Here is a 15,858-nt window from a genome sequence, read left to right as displayed (position 1 = left end):
CTCTTTTTTTTGAGTTATGAGAGGTTTATCGTTTAACCGCAAAGAATAAAGGATCATATTGCATAAAGCTTAAAGTGTTCAGCGTATAATAATGAATTATGCGAATTTCGCAAAACGTATCGCTTAAAGCGTTCAGCGTATCACGTTTTTATTTATCTTTAAAATCAAATAACATGAAATGAAGAAAAGACTTCTACTCAATATTGTACTCATTCCTTTTATCGGATTTGCGCAACTGCAAACCATTTTTCAATCTAAAATAGATTCGATTTACGAGAAGAATAAAAACGCTGTCGGAATTATTGTTCATGTTGAAGCACCAAAACAAAACATTTCGTGGAGTTATGCAAAAGGAGTTTCGGATATTAAAACGAATGGAGTTTTAAATCATCAACAACCGGTTTTAATAGCAAGTAATACCAAACCTTATGTAGCTGCTGCTATTTTAAGATTAGTAGAAAAAGGTCAAGTTACAATCAATCAACCTATCAAGAATTTGTTGTCTAAGAAGACTCGTAAATTGCTCGAAAAAGATGGTTATGATTTGAATACGATAACAGTCAAACATTTGTTGTCGCACACTTCTGGAATACAAGATTATGTCGATGATGCGTATTTTGAATTAGTGAATCAGCGACCGCAATATAAATGGACGAAGGAGGAACAAATAAAACGAGCAATGGAAATCGGAAGTCCACAAAAAGTAGGAGAAAAGTTTAGTTACGGTGATATCAATTATTTGCTTTTAGCAGAAATTATTGAACAAAAAACGCGTCAACCATTTTACAAAGTAATTCGAGATTTGTTAAAGTATAAAGAATTAGGTTTGACACAAACGTGGTTTATCGATTTGGAGAAATATCCTTCGAAAACACTTCCGCTTGCGCATCAATATGCAGATAAATACAAGTGGGATTCGTATGATTTAGATCCTTCGTGGGATTTGTATGGTGGTGGTGGAATAGCTTCGACAGCGAAAGAATCGGCTCTGTTTTTTCAGTATTTGTTTGAAGGGAAAATTATTCAGAATAAACAAATTTTGGATTCGATGTCAACATATGTTTTACCTTCGGATCAATCGAAATATTGTTTGGGAATTTATCATTTTGATATGGGATTCAATGCCTATTATCATGGTGGTTGGTGGGGAACAGATGTGATTTATTCGCCAGAAACTAATGCGACAATTACAGTTTTTATCTTGCAAAAAGGGTTTCAACATATCATTAATCCTTTTATTGGAAAAGAATTTCAGAAGTTGTTGATGAAGAAGAGTTAGAATTTTGAATAATTTTCTCATAAGATTTGACATTTTTTTAATTCATTCTAAGTATAAAACTTTCTAAATTTGAGGCATGAAAAAATCAATACTTAGTATATTTTCTGCAATTGTTTTAACGTTCTCAGTTACAGCAAATGCACAAGAAATCGAAGAACAAATCGTAATCGAAAATCGTGTAAATGATGCCAAACAACAAGATAAACCTTATGTTATCTTGATTTCGGTAGATGGTTTTCGTTATGATTATGCTCAAAAACATGAAGCTAAAAATCTATTAGCTTTGACTAAAAAAGGAGTGAAAGCCGATGCTATGTATCCCTCTTTTCCATCGGTTACGTTTCCAAATCACTACACAATCGTAACAGGTTTAACACCTATTCATCATGGTTTGGTAGGTAATAATATGTTAGATATAGAAGTTGGTGATCGTTATTCATTGGGAAATAGGAATGCAGTTATCAATCCGAAATGGTACGGAGGAACGCCAATTTGGAATCTTGCAGAGCAGAACAAAATGTTAGCTGCTTGTTACTATTGGCCAGGTTCGGAAGCGCCTATTAATGGTATGTTCCCAACGTATTCGTACAAGTATTCGGAAAAATCACCAATTGATTACCGTATTCAGCAAGTTGTAAATTGGTTGGAGTTACCAGCTGAAAAACGTCCACATTTAATTACGTTTTATTTTCCGGAAGTAGATCACGCAGGGCATTCTTTTGGTCCTGATGCACCTGAAACAAAGGAAGCTGTACAATTTGTAGATCAATCAATCAAGAAATTGAATGATGAGGTTGCAAAAACAGGTTTGAAAGTGAATTTTGTTTTTGTTTCTGATCATGGAATGACAAGAATTGATGATGAAAATCCATTGAAATTGCCAATTAAAATTGATGAATCAAAAGTACAAGTTGCTTCAAATGGTTCTTATGTAAGTCTTTTTGTAAAAGATAAAAATGATATCGAATCAATTTACAAAGAAATAAAAGCAGTTCAGAATAATACGTTCGAAGTGTATAAAACAACAAATGTCCCATCTAAATATCATTTTGATAAAAAGAATGATCGATACAATCGTATTGGAGATATTATTTTGATTGCACATGCTCCAAACTATTTCTCAAACAAAAATGCACCGAAAGGTTCGCATGGTTTTTATGTAAAAGAAACGCCAGAAATGAAAGCGACTTTTATGGCTTGGGGACCAAATATTAAGTCTGGTAAAGAGATTAAAGTTTTTCCAAATACAGAAATCTATCCAATGCTTGCGAAGATATTAGGTTTACCAATTCAAGAAAAAATTGATGGAACAAATCAATTAGCCAATAAAATTTTGGTGAAATAATTTAGATTTTACTCAAAATACAAAGCCAACTTATTAAGAGTTGGCTTTTTTTGTTATTGAATTTTCATTGACTTATAAGAATTCGTCATTTTGAATTTATTTTTTCTTAAAATTCAGATTTGATATAATAATAGCAAAAATAATAACGGCGATTCCTGTCCATTGTATTGCGAGTACTTGTTCATGTAAAAGCACAAAAGCCATGGTTACTGAAACGGGTAATTCTAACGAAGAAACAATACTTCCCAAACCTAATCCTGTGTGCGGAAAACCTTTGTTTAAAAGAATAGGAGGTAAGACAGTTCCGAAAATTGCCAACGGTAATCCCCAAGTATAAAAAATGCTAAAATTGAATGCATGAATTCCATTTACATCATTTGAAAAGTTGTTGTAAAAGCTCATTAAACCATCAAAGTAATAAGGTCCGATTTGGCTAAAAAACAAAAATAGAGACACAATAATAGAACCTCCAAAAAGCATCCACAAACTTTTTTTATAAGCTGGTAAATAATTGGCTAAACTATTCGATGTAAACATGGTAGCCGTAAAAGAACAAGCTGCTAAAAATCCCCAAAACAATCCTTTAGGATTTAACTCGACTTCTTGGTTGATTAAATTTGTTGCCAAAACAGTTCCAAATAATACCAAAACCATTGCAATTAATTTTTTGGCAGAAGGAAATTGTTTTCCCAAAATACTCTCAACCAAAATACTAATCCAAACCGTTTGCATCAACAATACAATTGCGATTGACACATTGATATATTGTACCGCTAGATAGTAAAATAAACTTGTGAAACCTAACGAAGTTCCAGCAAGAATCAACCTTTTTTTATCTTTTTGTTCAATCTTTGGTAAATCTTTTTTACTCATCATAAATAAGTTGATGATTCCCAAAATCAAAATTCCTAATACAAACTGAGAAGTTGTTACCTCGGCAGTCGTATAGCCTTGATCGTATGCAATTTTTACAAATGTTGCTAACATTCCGTAGAAGCTAGCGCCCATTGCAACGAACAAAACTCCCTTCAAAATACTTTTATTTTCCATAATTTTTTACGCAAAAAAACGGCCTGATTAAATTTAAAATCAAGCCGTGCAAGTTACTTTATTTTTTCTGACTAAAAAAGTCCGTTAATTTCTCCTTCTATTTTATTGAAAATGAATCCTAAATCTTCTTTATTTTCAACAAAATCTAAATTATCCACGTCGATTACCAACACTTTTCCTTCTTTATAATTCGAAATCCACTTGTCATATTTCTCGTTTAGACGATTCAAATAATCAATACTAATTGAATTTTCGTAATCGCGACCGCGTTTCTGAATTTGCGAAACCAATGTAGGAATTGAAGCTTTAAGATAAATCAATAAATCTGGTGCTTCTACAAAACTTGTCATCAAATTAAAAACACGCAAATAGTTGTTATAATCTCTTGTAGACAATAATCCCATATCGTTCAAGTTACTCGCAAAAATATGCGCATCTTCGTAAATTGTACGATCCTGAATAATGTCTTTTCCGCTTTCTCTAATCTCTTTTACTTGATTAAAACGGCTTCCTAAGAAATAAATCTGAAGATTGAACGCCCATTTTTCCATGTCGTTGTAAAAATCATCCAAATACGGATTCATTTCTACATCTTCAAACTGAGCTGTCCAGTTGTATTGTTTTGCTAAAAGGTTTGTTAGAGTAGTTTTACCTGCTCCAATATTTCCGGCTATGGCGATATGCATTTTCCAATTATTTTAACGTTTGCAAATATACTAAAGCTTAATTTTCAAAACAAAATCTAAGCTAGCGACTCATAGAAAAATCTTTTTTTAGAAAAAAATTATTCCGATTGATTTATGAATTTTTATTCAATTATAAATTAAAAATAAATAAGGATTAGTAATTAGTTTTAATTGATTAAATAGTTTATTATTAATTATTTGTACTTAAAATAGTATAAGTGTAAATTTTATTTTCGACCAAAGTATAAAGATTTTTTTCGCTAAACGCAAAACTTTTTACATTTTCTAAATCAATAAAAGTCGTCAAATTTTGATTGACAATATTTTTTGATATTAGCTTATTGTCATTTATATAGAAAATAACATCTTTATAAAAATAAAAAGGTTGCTGATTGGTGTCAAATTCAAAATTAGATTTGAAATTTCCATAATCATCGTAAACATAAATTGTTTTCTGACCTTTTAAATACACCAAATTTTTGTACACATGTATTTTATCGATTGATTGATCATTATACTTCAAATAAATTTGTTTTGATGTCAGAATTGGTTTTTGTAACTGATAATTATAGTAAACAATTTTATTCCCGATTAAATCATAAAACCAACAAAATTGCGTGTCAACAACTTTTAATGCAGCTGGCATAAAATCGTTTGATTTAATCTTTACAATATCCTGAATAGGATTCAAATCTTCATCTAAAATAGTGAGTTGATTAAAATTTGAATATACATAAGCTCGAAGTGGATTATTGACATCAACTGAAGTAATAATATTCTTGAGATCAATACTTTTGTTCTTTTTCGACTGAAATATTTTTTCAATTCTAGTATCTGAAATCAAATAAATCGAATTATTTAGATCAGTATCAATTGATTTGATTGTCCTATTTTCAATCAAAACTGAATCTTTTAACTCAAACTTTTGAGAAAAAACAGTGATAAATGCAGAAACAAAAATAATTGAAAAAATGGTTTTCATTTACTTGAAAATTACTTCATAACCAAATCTACAAATTGAGAGTAGGATTACCAAAATAAATATGTATCGAATAAATTTGATGGCTAATTTTGCTCCAATAAAACCTCCTAAAGCGTTGCAAATAGCCATTGGTAAAGCTATTTTCCAGATAATTTGCCCTTTGATTAAAAACAAACAAATCGAACCAAAATTAGTTGCTAAATTGATCAGTTTTGCATTAGTATTAGCTTTCAAAAAATCCATACCAAGAAGTGTTACGAATCCCAAAATAAAGAAAGTTCCAGTTGCAGGACCAATAAAACCATCGTAAAAACCAACTGCAATACTCACAATACAACCATTGATAATCGCAATGTGGTAAGGAATTTTACGCTCGGTTGCTTGTCCAAAATCTTTCTTGAAAATAGTGTAAATGGCTAAAACAATCAAAATGATTAACAAAACAGGCTTCATAAAATCATTATTGATAACCGTTAACAATTGTGATCCTAAAAAAGCAGAAACAAATGCGCATATAGCCATAATCGTGAAAAGTTTCCAATCTATTTTTACCTTTTTTAGATATTGTGAAGTTGCTAAAGCTGTTCCACTAAATGCTGGAATTTTTAGCGTTCCGATTACTGTTGAAACAGGTAAATTAGGTAAAAAAGCAAGTGATAATGGCGTTTGTATTAATCCACCACCACCAACAATAGAGTCGATGAAGCCAGCGCAAAAAGCTGCCATGCATAAATAGAATAAAATCTCGATTTCCAAAACTGAAAAATTTTGGCAAATGTATAAGAGAAATAATAAATAATGAAGGAATTATTGAGAATAGTGACCAGAATACGGGCTACGATTCTATAAAACGTGACATTCGTGAAGCACTACTGTGGAAATACAACGACTTGATACGTGATGATTTCTATAGTTTTCCTGCCCTTCGTGAACAATTTCGAGATATAATATGTATCGAAAACGTGCAACAAAATAAGCCAAGTTTAAACTAACTTGGCTTTTTGTTAAATTCTCTTATGTAAAGGTAGTTTTTGTTCAAAATCAATCATAAACTCTGGATTCATTATGTTATCAAATAAATCTGATTGCATATTGTTTTTATATTTATAATTTTCTGAAATTCTGATAAACTCCATTTTAGATATTGAAGTTGCTTCATCAATAGTAACTCTTTGTAATCCGATATTAGGTGCTAAAATTTTAGTTGTTATAGGATAACCCAATAAAGAAACTTTATAAACAAACCCTAATTGATACATATAAGCCGCATAATAATATTCATTTTTATATTCATCATTAGAAATTTCAAATCTATTTTTGTCTAGTTTATTTAAAATTGAGTGTGCTTTATCCAAATAATTGCATGCATTTTTAAATCCTATAGCTGTATTAATCTTGCTTGATGAGTTTGAAGTGTTATATGTATAACTTTTGTCAGAATTATTTGATTTTACAACTAAAATAATAATAACTGCTATAAAAATAAGAATAAGTATAATCATAAATTGTTAATTAATTTGGTTAATTCTCTAAAAGCTTGATTAACTTTTAATTCTTTTTGCCATTCACTCCAATTATAATTTGGATGAAGTTGAAAAAAAATAAAAGCTTTATCAAATGCTTCCAAAATCGTTTCTTCAATTGATTTGTTACTTATGAATGAAAAATGAGTCTTTTTTCCAATCCATTGATGTTCTTTGAAATCAACAACAAAATTTTCATTTGCTTGATTAATAAATATTTTAAAAAGTGTGTCAATTTCAATTTCTAAAACAAAACCTCCAAATGAGTTAGGGTTTTTATGTAAAAAAAGCATAATTTAATATATTGTATAAATTATATAAGACAAGACAAAAACAAACGCAATTATTACAGATAAGCAACCACCTGGATTATTGCGTTCTATTGCATTATTATTTTTTTATTACTATTAACATATACAACACATGTTAGGACAACTCTTGGAGAAAAAAGTTGTGCAATTATTTGTTCTTTTGATGTTTTTATATATTTATCATCTATTGCTAATTCAGGTTCACCGAAATCTAGTTTGTATAATTGGTAGATAATAGGGTCCATTTTAGATACACTATCAATTTTTGACATTGATTTAGTCTCTTGGTCAAGATATTTAAATATTTTCATATCTCCATCTTTTATTAATTTTATAATAAAATCTTGATATTTAATGATAACAGGTTCGGCTGTTAAATCATATTCAGATTTTTGCCAAGAAATGAATTCGGTAGATAACATATAACGTATTTTTTCGTCATTCATATAGTTGCTTTTTTTTTGCTAATTTATTGATTCAATCCTTCGTGATTTTACGTAAAACCATAAAACGATAAAATTTAATATTGCAAACATAATTAAAAATACCCCAAATAAGTGTCCAATAGTAAAAAATAATCTGATGAATTTTAAAATGTGAATTCAGCAGATAAAAAATATCTTCAACTTATTGGTACTAAAATTCGTATAATACGAGAAGAATGTGGGCTTTCACAGTTTCAACTTGCTACCGAGTGCGATTTATCAAAAAATCAAATTGGGAGAATAGAACGTGCTGAGATTTCAACGTCAATCTTAACTTTAAAAAGAATTGCTGACGTTTTAGAAGTAAAAGTTGTTGATTTAATTACAGAGGCTTCTGTCTAGTATTGCTTTTATTATTGATAACCTTATCAGTTTCTTTTATAAAAACTATATCCTTTTTATATATCGTTCTCAAATTTACCCTAAAAACACGCACCCTACTATATAGATTCCTGTGGTTGTGTAGAATATTTTTTTGATATTCCCCCTATAAGTTTGCTTTGATAAAAATTGAATACAATTAGATTAAAATAGCTTTAATTTTTGTTAAATTCTATTTTAGGGTACGTTTTAGGTAACAAAAATGTAGAGTTTATTTATTATAAAATTGTATACCAAGGTTTTGTAATTTTATTTTGTGACCACGATGAGACTCGAACTCATACTGTCAGAACCGGAATCTGATATTCTATCCATTAAATTACGCAGCCAAAAGTTTTGCAAATATAGATAAATAGACTATTTGAGTTGAATATTTTGTCTAAAATTTCGGTGTTGGGTTGCGGTAAAATAATCTCTGAAAATTTGATTGATTTCTTCATTTATTTTTGAAGCTTTAATCCCAAGTTGTGGATAAATTTCAATGATAAATTGAGTGATTTTCTCAACAGTTTCTATTCCAAATGAATGAATTTCAGTTTCGATTTCTTCTGAAATAGGAGAATTATTTGTCAATAAATTTTCTATTGTTTTAGCAAATTCAATAGTTTTCGAAGTTGATTTAATAACGAAATTATCAAAATTAGTTTGTTTTTGGTATTGAATAATCTCTAAACTTTTTTCGATAAAATGTTCTGCCATTCCAAGATAATTTACCAATAAAGTTAAATCAGCAAAAATTCGGAAAGGTATTTTTTCGACCAAATCATCACTATAAAATTCATTATAAATAAAACTATAATCTTGATGAACGATTTCATTTTCTACTTCAAAACTATGAGAAGATGTAGCAACCATTCCCATTGATTTCCAAGTTGAAATTAATTTAACTTGAGATTTATTTAAAATAAATGACAAAAACTTTGGTTCACCATTTTTATCCAATTTCTCTTTTCCATCTTCGATTATTTTCGCATTTAATGTAAAATGAGTGAGGTAAGGAGCGCCAGTTGCATAATGCCACAAACCGTTTATGATATATTTATCTCCAACTTTTTCAGCAGTTCCACCAAGCATTCCGCTTCCACCAAAACACGTTTTTTGTGATGAAAATAAATTATAAACAATATCGGGTTTTAGATTTCGAGAAAAATAATTTGCTCCACTACAAAGCGTTATAAACCAACCTAAACTTCCGTCAATTTTAGCAACTGATTGAAGAATTTTTAATCCTTCAGAAAAATGTAAGCCAAGTCCATTGTATTGTTTCGGAACCCAAATATTCAACCAATTTTGAGTATAAATATGATCGAGAACTACTTGATTAAAGGATTCTTTATTCAATAATTCTTTTTGAAGTTTGGGAATATCAAGCATTATTTTCATTCAAAATTTTTCTCCAATTAAAATATCCAGAAATCGCCACACAGAATAAAATCAACGATAAAATAGCATATAAATACAAATCTTTGTGAATCATTAATGGAATTGAAATAATGTTACTAATATTCAACAAAATCCAATTTTCGAGTTTACGTTTTGCCATTAACCACATACCAGCCCATGCAAATGCGCTTACGATTGAATCCCAAATTGGAACGTCAGAATCGGTGATATGTGTAAGTGCTAAATAAAAAATAGTAAAACTACTTAAAACAATTCCTGTGACAACTCCCCATTCTTTTTTGTTGGTTATCGTAATTTCAATTTCGTGTTTTTGTTGTCCAAATTGCCAATATAACCAACCATAAATGCTCATCACTAAATAATAAATATTAAGAGTGAACTCGGCATATAGCTTAGAATTGAACATAACGAAAAGCGATAATGTAATTCCTGCAATTCCAAATAAATAATTTTTTGGATTATTGAATCTCGCCAATACGACTTGAAAAATAGAAAATGTGACACCTAGCCATTCAAGCCAAGTTGTGTGTAAAATAATTTCCTTCATCATAATTTGTTTTGATGAGGAGATAGAAGTTATTGCTAACATCAATTCCTCCGCCAGCATTATCTGGATCAGGTATAGAACAAAATTGTTCTTGGGTATATTCTCAGCTTTTTAGCACCCCATTGAAAGACAAAGATGAAAAGTTTTGATGAGTTTTCCTAATTAATAATCAAAAAAGCTTTCTCAGTTCTGAGAAAGCTTTTTTGATTATTGTATTTTTTATATCAAACCAAATTGCTTGAAATGATGTGTAAAATGTTTTTTATGAAATATTTTCCAATCTTCGTATCCAATATCATTTAAAACAGGATTGACAATTTTAGCATCAGGATTTTCTGTGAAATATGAATTGAATTTATCAATTTCTTGTTCTAATTTTTCTATTGCAGCTTCTAAAGAATGGTAACGTAAATCTAGTAAACCTTCCATTCCATTTGCTTTTATCCCCTTTTGCATTTCATGATCAGATTCTAATAAAAAGGATTTGTATTGGGGTATTTGCTCTGCAGGAATTCGACAAGGTACTGTTAAACCTCCATTTGAAATTTTAGTGGTTACAATCAAATGTTCAACCATGTGTTGAGGTGTCATAATTCCCCATTCTGGCTGTTGATCTACTTTTAAACTTTTTAGTTTAGAAATAAGACTGGCTTTATCTTCAAAATTTAAAAACATATTTTTTCTGTGAAGTTAGTTAGTCGTATAATAATAATCAATAAAATTCAAGATTTATTTTGTTAATTGTTCAAGCCTTTTTATATAAGCGTCTACAAAATTCTGAATGAAACTTGTTGTGGTTATAGAGTTCTAATTGTCCAATCTTAATAACTTTAAGGGTATATCCTTCGGTTGTCATTTTAATTAAGTTCTTTGAAATCTTTCTAGAATTTGCTTCTTTTCATAGACTTCCCATAAAAGTCCAATTGTTTTTTGAGTTTAGTTATCTGATTTCATTTTAAGAAAGTTTATGTAAAAATTTTCAATGAATTAATTATCATTTTTAATGAATATCGTATAAGAAAAATGTAAATTAGTATTGTATTAAATGAAACAAATGATAAATATTCAGCCCAATTTAGAAAATGATTTAGTAGAACTTCAACCGCTCAACGATAATGATTTTGAAGCGCTTTATTTAGCTGCTTCAGACCCGAAAGTTTGGGAACAACACCCAAATAAAAATCGTTGGAAAAGAGATGTTTTTATGAATTTTTTCGAAGGTGCAATTCAAAGTAAAGGTGCTTTCAAGATTATTGATAAACAGACAAATCAAGTTGTTGGTAGCTCTCGTTTTTACGATTATGATGAGCAAGATTCATCTATTTTGGTTGGTTATACGTTTTATTCGACGAATTGTTGGGGAAAAGGTTTTAATCCGTCTGTTAAGAAATTAATGTTTGATTATATTTTTCAGTTTGTTGACAAAATTTATTTACATGTTGGCGCTGATAATGTACGTTCGCAAATTGCAGTAGAGCGTTTGGGTTGTAAAAAAGTGAAAGAAGAACAAATTGAATATTTTGGAGAAGAGCCAAAGTTAAATTTTATTTATCAGTTGAATAAAGTTGACTGGTTTAAGTAATTGATAATTAAAACTATTTTTTGAGGACAGATTTTTTATGTCCTTTTTTTGAAAAAAAACTTAAAAATATGATTATGTTTTTCGTAATAAAATATACTTTTACTGAAGTTTTCATAATAATGAATGAGTAATATTACATTAAACCCAATTTATGAAAAGATTATTGATGACTTATCAAATCAAAAATACTCTATTTCAGACTTTTTTTTCTCAACAGAGGAAACAAAGCAACTTCGCGAAGCTATAATTCGAAAAGAAAATAAAAAAGATTTTCATCAAGCTGCTGTCGGAAGTTCGGTTAACGAACAAATTATAAAATCAATCAGAGGCGATAAAATCAGATGGATTGATGAAGAAAATAAAACAGAAACGGAAGAAATTTTTTTCTCAAAAATCAATGATTTTATTGACTATCTCAATTTAACATGCTACATGGGCATTGAGGAAAGTGAATTTCATTACGCTATTTATCCAGAAGGGACATTTTATCAAAAACATGTTGATGCTTTCAAGAATGATGATAGACGCACACTTTCGATTGTGTTGTATTTGAATGATGAAGAATGGAAAGATGAATTTGGCGGACAATTGACCTTGTATTTGGCAGATGAGAATAAGGCTGAAAAGGAATTAGATATTTTACCTCTTGCTGGTCGTTTGGCTGTTTTTGATAGTAAAAGTATTCCGCACGAAGTAAAAACCGTTAATCGACCAAGATATAGTATTACAGGTTGGTTGAAAACTAGAGGAAATATATTGACATATTTGTAAAAAATCTGTAGTGCTTCGAGATTTCAATCTCTATTTACAATAGATAAATATTGGTATCAATTTGAAGGATTTAAACAATAAGAAGAAAGCTCAACCATTGGTTGAGCTTTTGTTTTTTCTTATATATGCTAAACGATATTATATTTCGTCAAAGAATTCTGCAACATAACGCTCAGCATCCAAAGCAGCAGCACAACCAGAACCAGCAGCAGTAATTGCTTGTCTGTAAACAGAATCTTGTACATCTCCAGCAGCAAAAACACCTGGTACATTTGTTTTATACGAACGATCTTGTGTGATTAAGTATCCTGTTTCGTCCATATCCAATTTCCCTTGGAATAATTCTGTATTTGGTTTATGCCCAATCGCGATAAAAACTCCATCAATGATTAATTCTTTTTCTTCATTTGTAATATTGTTGATGATTTTAGCTTTTTCAACAACATTGTTTCCTTCTAAACCAATTAATTCGTGGTTGTATAAAACCTCTAAATTATGTGTATTTGTAACACGATCTTGCATAGCTTTAGACGCGCGCATTTCTTCTTTACGAACCAATAAATAAACCTTGTTACAAAGTTTAGATAAGTAAGTTGCTTCTTCAGCAGCTGTATCACCACCACCAACTACTGCAACATCTTTACCGCGGTAAAAGAAACCATCGCAAGTTGCACAAGCTGAAACTCCACTACCAGCGTATTTAGTTTCATCATCTAAACCTAAATATTTCGCAGTTGCACCAGTCGAAATAATAATAGAACGAGCTTGGTAAGTTCCATTGTTCGATTTTACAGTATGTACGTCACCTTCTTTTTCTCCAAAAGTTACTTCCGTTACATATTCGTATTTTATTTCAGTTCCAAAACGTTCCGCTTGTTTTTGTAAATCAGCCATCAATTCTGGTCCTGTAACTGCTTCTGGATAACCTGGGAAATTCTCAACATCCGTTGTTGTTGTTAATTGTCCACCTGGCTCCATACCAGTTAAAATCAAAGGATTCATGTTTGCGCGTGCAGCATAAATTCCCGCTGTATAACCAGCAGGTCCAGATCCTATTATGATAACATCTCTTACGTTATTTTCCATTGTGTTGTTTTATTTTTTTACAAATTTAGTATTTCTTATTTAGTTTTCTCGATTCTATAAATAGATGAAAATTATAGATTCATAATTTTATACACTAATTCAATCAGCAATTGGCTTGGCGTCACATTTCCAGTAGTTCCAACACCTTTTCCTTTCAAATCATATTCGCGAATAAATGAGATAATTCTCGTAGTTTTTTTTAACGGATAATTACTCGCAGCCGTTATCATTCCTTGTACAAAGTAGGGATTAATTCCTAATACTTTTGCCAAATTTTGTTTTGATTTATCTGGCGTAACATGAATTTGAATGATGTTTGTAAATAGGTTAAAAATTGTTGTGATTGAAACGACGTACGGGTTATCCTTCGGATTTTTTTCGAAATATTTAATGATTTTGAATGCTTTTTCGATGTTCTTTGTTTCGATTGCATTGCGAAGTTCAAAAACATTATAATCTTTACTAATCCCAATATGTTCTTCAATATGATTTGGTGTGATGGTTTTATCCGCACCAACAATTGTAAAAAGTTTTTCTAATTCATTGTTCAAACGAGATAAATCTGCACCCACATATTCAGTCAACAAAAACTTTGCTTTCTGTTCAATTTTAAATTGATTATTTGCAACTTTTTGTTCTATCCAAGAAGGTAACTCGCTTTCATAAATCTTTTTGAATTCGTGGTAATACCCTTTTTCATTCAGAACTTTATAGATTTTCTTGCGTTTATCAAGTGAATTTCCTTTGTAATTGATGATTAAAACCGTCGAATCTTGTACTTGATTTGCATACATTTCCAACTGATCTATCGAACGGCTAAGATGTTGCGCTTCTTTTACAATCACTACAGATTTTTCTGCACCCATCGGGTATTGACGCGCCATTCCAATCAATTGTCCAACTTCTACATCTTGTCCATAAACTATTGTTTGGTTAAAACCTTTTTCTTCTTCTGTTAAAATATTTGCTTCCAACAAATCAGTTACCTGATCGATGAAAAACGGCTCGTCGCCCGCCAAGAAGTAAATCGGTTTATAGTTTTTGTTTTTTATATCTTTGATCAAAGATTCTACAGGACTCATACAATGACTGAATTAGTACAATTAAATTTTTCCGAAAAATACCAAATAAGATTGAAACAAGCCCAAGATAAATTGTATATCTTTTGTTTGATTCGAAAAAAATGGTTGGTCTATACGCCCGAAGAATGGGTTAGGCAACACGTTCTGAATTATTTAATCAACGATTTGGGTTATTCAACTTCGGCGATTGCGTTGGAAGTTGCAATTGATATTACAGGAATGCGAAAACGTGCAGATATTGTCGTTTATCAGCAAGAAAAACCATTTATTATGGTGGAATGTAAAGCGCCGAATATTGCAATTTCGCAAGCAACTTTTGATCAAATAGCGCGTTACAACATTGTGTTAGGTTCTCAATTGTTGATGGTAACAAATGGTTTGAATCATTTTTATTGTATGATGGATTTTGTTCAAAAAAGATATAACTTCTTGAAAGAGTTGCCAAGGAAAAATTAAAGATAAATAATGAAAAAAGTATAACCTTTTTCTGTTAAAAAAATAGCTTTTAAGAATAATGGTTTGCATTAGAGAATAAGTTAATTATGTTGCTTGTTATAAAAAATCAATATTAATATAGAGGTAAAGTAAAAGTAATAATTATCATAGTTATTTAAAGAATTAAAAGAACCAATATTAAGTACTTAATATCGATTCTTTTAATATTTTAATATTATTTTTAGAATGATATTAAAAACCAAATTTTATGAAAAGAAATTTACTTTTAGGAATATTACTTTCATTTATTTCGCTAGCAAAAGGGCAGATGACTAATTTAGATTGGAAAAAGGCGCCTAATAGCTATATTTTTGAACCTACTAATAATAGTAGTGGTATTTTGATTCCAGTTAAAAAAGCTTATACTATGTGGCAAAGTGGCTCATATATGGGTGGAAATACAATTCCTACTGGTACTGCTACAGCTGAAGTATATTGGGAAGATGTACATGGTTTAATAAAATCGAGTTCTGATTATAATTTGCAAATTATAGGAACTGGAGAAGATGCTAAAATTAAAGTTCCTATAAACAAAACTAAAAAAGGAAATGCTGTTATTGTTTATAAAGTTGATGGACAAATTTATTGGTCGTGGCATGTATGGGTAACTGATGATCCTTCTAATGGATCCACTTACATGGCTTATGATGGTACTAGAAGGGAACGTAAAAATGGAACTATAGAAATAATTCCAGCAAATGAATGGAAATGGATGGATCGTAATCTAGGAGCTATTTCAGGATGGATATCCTAACGAAATTTCCAGAGTAAGAAAAGGTATATAATACTTATCTTACAATTATGAAAGGAATAAAAAATCATTACGATGCTTCATTTAAATTACGAGCA

Annotated in this window: 19 protein-coding genes, 1 tRNA gene and 1 riboswitch; of the genes, 7 read left to right on the top strand and 13 right to left on the bottom strand. The window is 30.0% G+C overall.

Features of this window, described 5'->3' with window-relative positions; all coding sequences use genetic code 11:
* The first annotated feature begins 178 nt into the window (after window positions 1–178).
* Together N5E64_RS10330 and N5E64_RS10325 are read left to right on the top strand one after the other, a co-directional pair.
* The gene (locus N5E64_RS10330) at window positions 179–1,279 is read left to right on the top strand and encodes a serine hydrolase (RefSeq protein ID WP_280037474.1); all 1,101 of its coding nucleotides are present in this window, start codon (window positions 179–181) and stop codon (window positions 1,277–1,279) included.
* 76 nt (window positions 1,280–1,355) lie between these two features.
* Window positions 1,356–2,624 carry an ectonucleotide pyrophosphatase/phosphodiesterase gene (locus N5E64_RS10325; protein ID WP_280037473.1) on the top strand — a complete coding sequence of 423 codons (1,269 nt, stop codon included), beginning with the start codon at window positions 1,356–1,358 and terminating at the stop codon, window positions 2,622–2,624.
* A gap of 96 nt (window positions 2,625–2,720) precedes the next feature.
* Here the strand turns inward: N5E64_RS10325 and N5E64_RS10320 are convergent, their stop codons facing one another.
* From N5E64_RS10320 to N5E64_RS10290, 7 genes are all read right to left on the bottom strand, one after another.
* Window positions 2,721–3,674: a DMT family transporter gene (locus N5E64_RS10320; protein WP_125350139.1), complete on the bottom strand. Its 954-nt coding sequence runs from the start codon at window positions 3,672–3,674 to the stop codon at window positions 2,721–2,723.
* Between the two features lie 71 nt (window positions 3,675–3,745).
* Window positions 3,746–4,360, bottom strand: a complete 615-nt coding sequence (locus tag N5E64_RS10315) for a deoxynucleoside kinase (protein ID WP_038333632.1) — start codon at window positions 4,358–4,360, stop codon at window positions 3,746–3,748.
* A gap of 190 nt (window positions 4,361–4,550) precedes the next feature.
* Window positions 4,551–5,342, bottom strand: a complete 792-nt coding sequence (locus tag N5E64_RS10310) for a hypothetical protein (RefSeq protein WP_125350138.1) — start codon at window positions 5,340–5,342, stop codon at window positions 4,551–4,553.
* Window positions 5,343–6,098, bottom strand: a complete 756-nt coding sequence (locus N5E64_RS10305; RefSeq protein ID WP_280037471.1) for a TSUP family transporter — start codon at window positions 6,096–6,098, stop codon at window positions 5,343–5,345. It abuts the gene before it with no gap.
* Window positions 6,099–6,346: 248 nt separating this feature from the next.
* Window positions 6,347–6,844, bottom strand: coding sequence for a hypothetical protein (locus N5E64_RS10300; protein ID WP_125350136.1), 498 nt, complete (start codon window positions 6,842–6,844; stop codon window positions 6,347–6,349).
* Window positions 6,841–7,158: a hypothetical protein gene (locus N5E64_RS10295; RefSeq protein WP_125350135.1), complete on the bottom strand. Its 318-nt coding sequence runs from the start codon at window positions 7,156–7,158 to the stop codon at window positions 6,841–6,843. The genes N5E64_RS10300 and N5E64_RS10295 overlap by 4 nt, the downstream gene beginning before the upstream one ends.
* A gap of 86 nt (window positions 7,159–7,244) precedes the next feature.
* Window positions 7,245–7,622 (bottom strand): hypothetical protein, encoded by a 378-nt coding sequence (locus N5E64_RS10290; protein WP_125350134.1) that lies wholly within the window; start codon window positions 7,620–7,622, stop codon window positions 7,245–7,247.
* A 150-nt stretch (window positions 7,623–7,772) separates the two neighbouring features.
* On the opposite strand from N5E64_RS10290, the gene N5E64_RS10285 reads away from it, so the two are divergent.
* Window positions 7,773–8,003, top strand: a complete 231-nt coding sequence (locus N5E64_RS10285) for a helix-turn-helix domain-containing protein (RefSeq protein ID WP_125350133.1) — start codon at window positions 7,773–7,775, stop codon at window positions 8,001–8,003.
* Between the two features lie 296 nt (window positions 8,004–8,299).
* Here N5E64_RS10285 and N5E64_RS10280 read toward each other — a convergent pair.
* The 4 genes from N5E64_RS10280 to N5E64_RS10265 all read right to left on the bottom strand — a co-directional run bounded on the left by N5E64_RS10280 (window position 8,300) and on the right by N5E64_RS10265 (window position 10,668).
* Window positions 8,300–8,371 (bottom strand) — tRNA-Arg (locus N5E64_RS10280).
* Window positions 8,372–8,399: 28 nt separating this feature from the next.
* Entirely contained in the window at window positions 8,400–9,425 is a 1,026-nt protein-coding gene (locus N5E64_RS10275; protein WP_185144185.1) for a hypothetical protein, read from the bottom strand.
* Entirely contained in the window at window positions 9,409–9,996 is a 588-nt protein-coding gene (pnuC, locus tag N5E64_RS10270; protein ID WP_125350155.1) for a nicotinamide riboside transporter PnuC, read from the bottom strand. Before pnuC ends, N5E64_RS10275 begins: the two co-directional genes overlap by 17 nt.
* 25 nt (window positions 9,997–10,021) lie before the next feature.
* Window positions 10,022–10,125, bottom strand: a riboswitch (TPP riboswitch).
* A gap of 87 nt (window positions 10,126–10,212) precedes the next feature.
* A complete protein-coding gene (locus tag N5E64_RS10265) occupies window positions 10,213–10,668 on the bottom strand; it encodes a hypothetical protein (RefSeq protein WP_125350131.1) in 456 nt (151 codons plus the stop codon).
* Between the two features lie 370 nt (window positions 10,669–11,038).
* On the opposite strand from N5E64_RS10265, the gene N5E64_RS10260 reads away from it, so the two are divergent.
* Together N5E64_RS10260 and N5E64_RS10255 are read left to right on the top strand one after the other, a co-directional pair.
* On the top strand, window positions 11,039–11,575 hold the full coding sequence (locus N5E64_RS10260) for a GNAT family N-acetyltransferase (protein WP_306822322.1): 537 nt from the start codon (window positions 11,039–11,041) through the stop codon (window positions 11,573–11,575).
* Window positions 11,576–11,698: 123 nt separating this feature from the next.
* Window positions 11,699–12,346 (top strand): 2OG-Fe(II) oxygenase, encoded by a 648-nt coding sequence (locus N5E64_RS10255; RefSeq protein WP_280037465.1) that lies wholly within the window; start codon window positions 11,699–11,701, stop codon window positions 12,344–12,346.
* A 138-nt stretch (window positions 12,347–12,484) separates the two neighbouring features.
* On the opposite strand, the gene trxB is transcribed toward N5E64_RS10255, so the two are convergent.
* Together trxB and holA are read right to left on the bottom strand one after the other, a co-directional pair.
* A complete protein-coding gene (gene trxB, locus N5E64_RS10250) occupies window positions 12,485–13,432 on the bottom strand; it encodes a thioredoxin-disulfide reductase (protein WP_280037462.1) in 948 nt (315 codons plus the stop codon).
* A 71-nt stretch (window positions 13,433–13,503) separates the two neighbouring features.
* A complete protein-coding gene (gene holA / locus N5E64_RS10245) occupies window positions 13,504–14,514 on the bottom strand; it encodes a DNA polymerase III subunit delta (RefSeq protein ID WP_280037459.1) in 1,011 nt (336 codons plus the stop codon).
* Between the two features lie 3 nt (window positions 14,515–14,517).
* Here holA and N5E64_RS10240 point away from each other — a divergent pair, with 3 nt between their 5' ends.
* On the top strand, window positions 14,518–14,970 hold the full coding sequence (locus N5E64_RS10240) for a type I restriction enzyme HsdR N-terminal domain-containing protein (protein ID WP_125350127.1): 453 nt from the start codon (window positions 14,518–14,520) through the stop codon (window positions 14,968–14,970).
* A gap of 406 nt (window positions 14,971–15,376) precedes the next feature.
* Entirely contained in the window at window positions 15,377–15,763 is a 387-nt protein-coding gene (locus N5E64_RS10235) for a hypothetical protein (protein WP_280037456.1), read from the top strand.
* Window positions 15,764–15,858 lie beyond the last annotated feature (95 nt).

This window comes from Empedobacter sp. GD03739 (genome assembly GCF_029843245.1).
Lineage (GTDB): Bacteria > Bacteroidota > Bacteroidia > Flavobacteriales > Weeksellaceae > Empedobacter > Empedobacter falsenii_B.
This window is presented reverse-complemented; position numbering and strand designations above follow the sequence as displayed.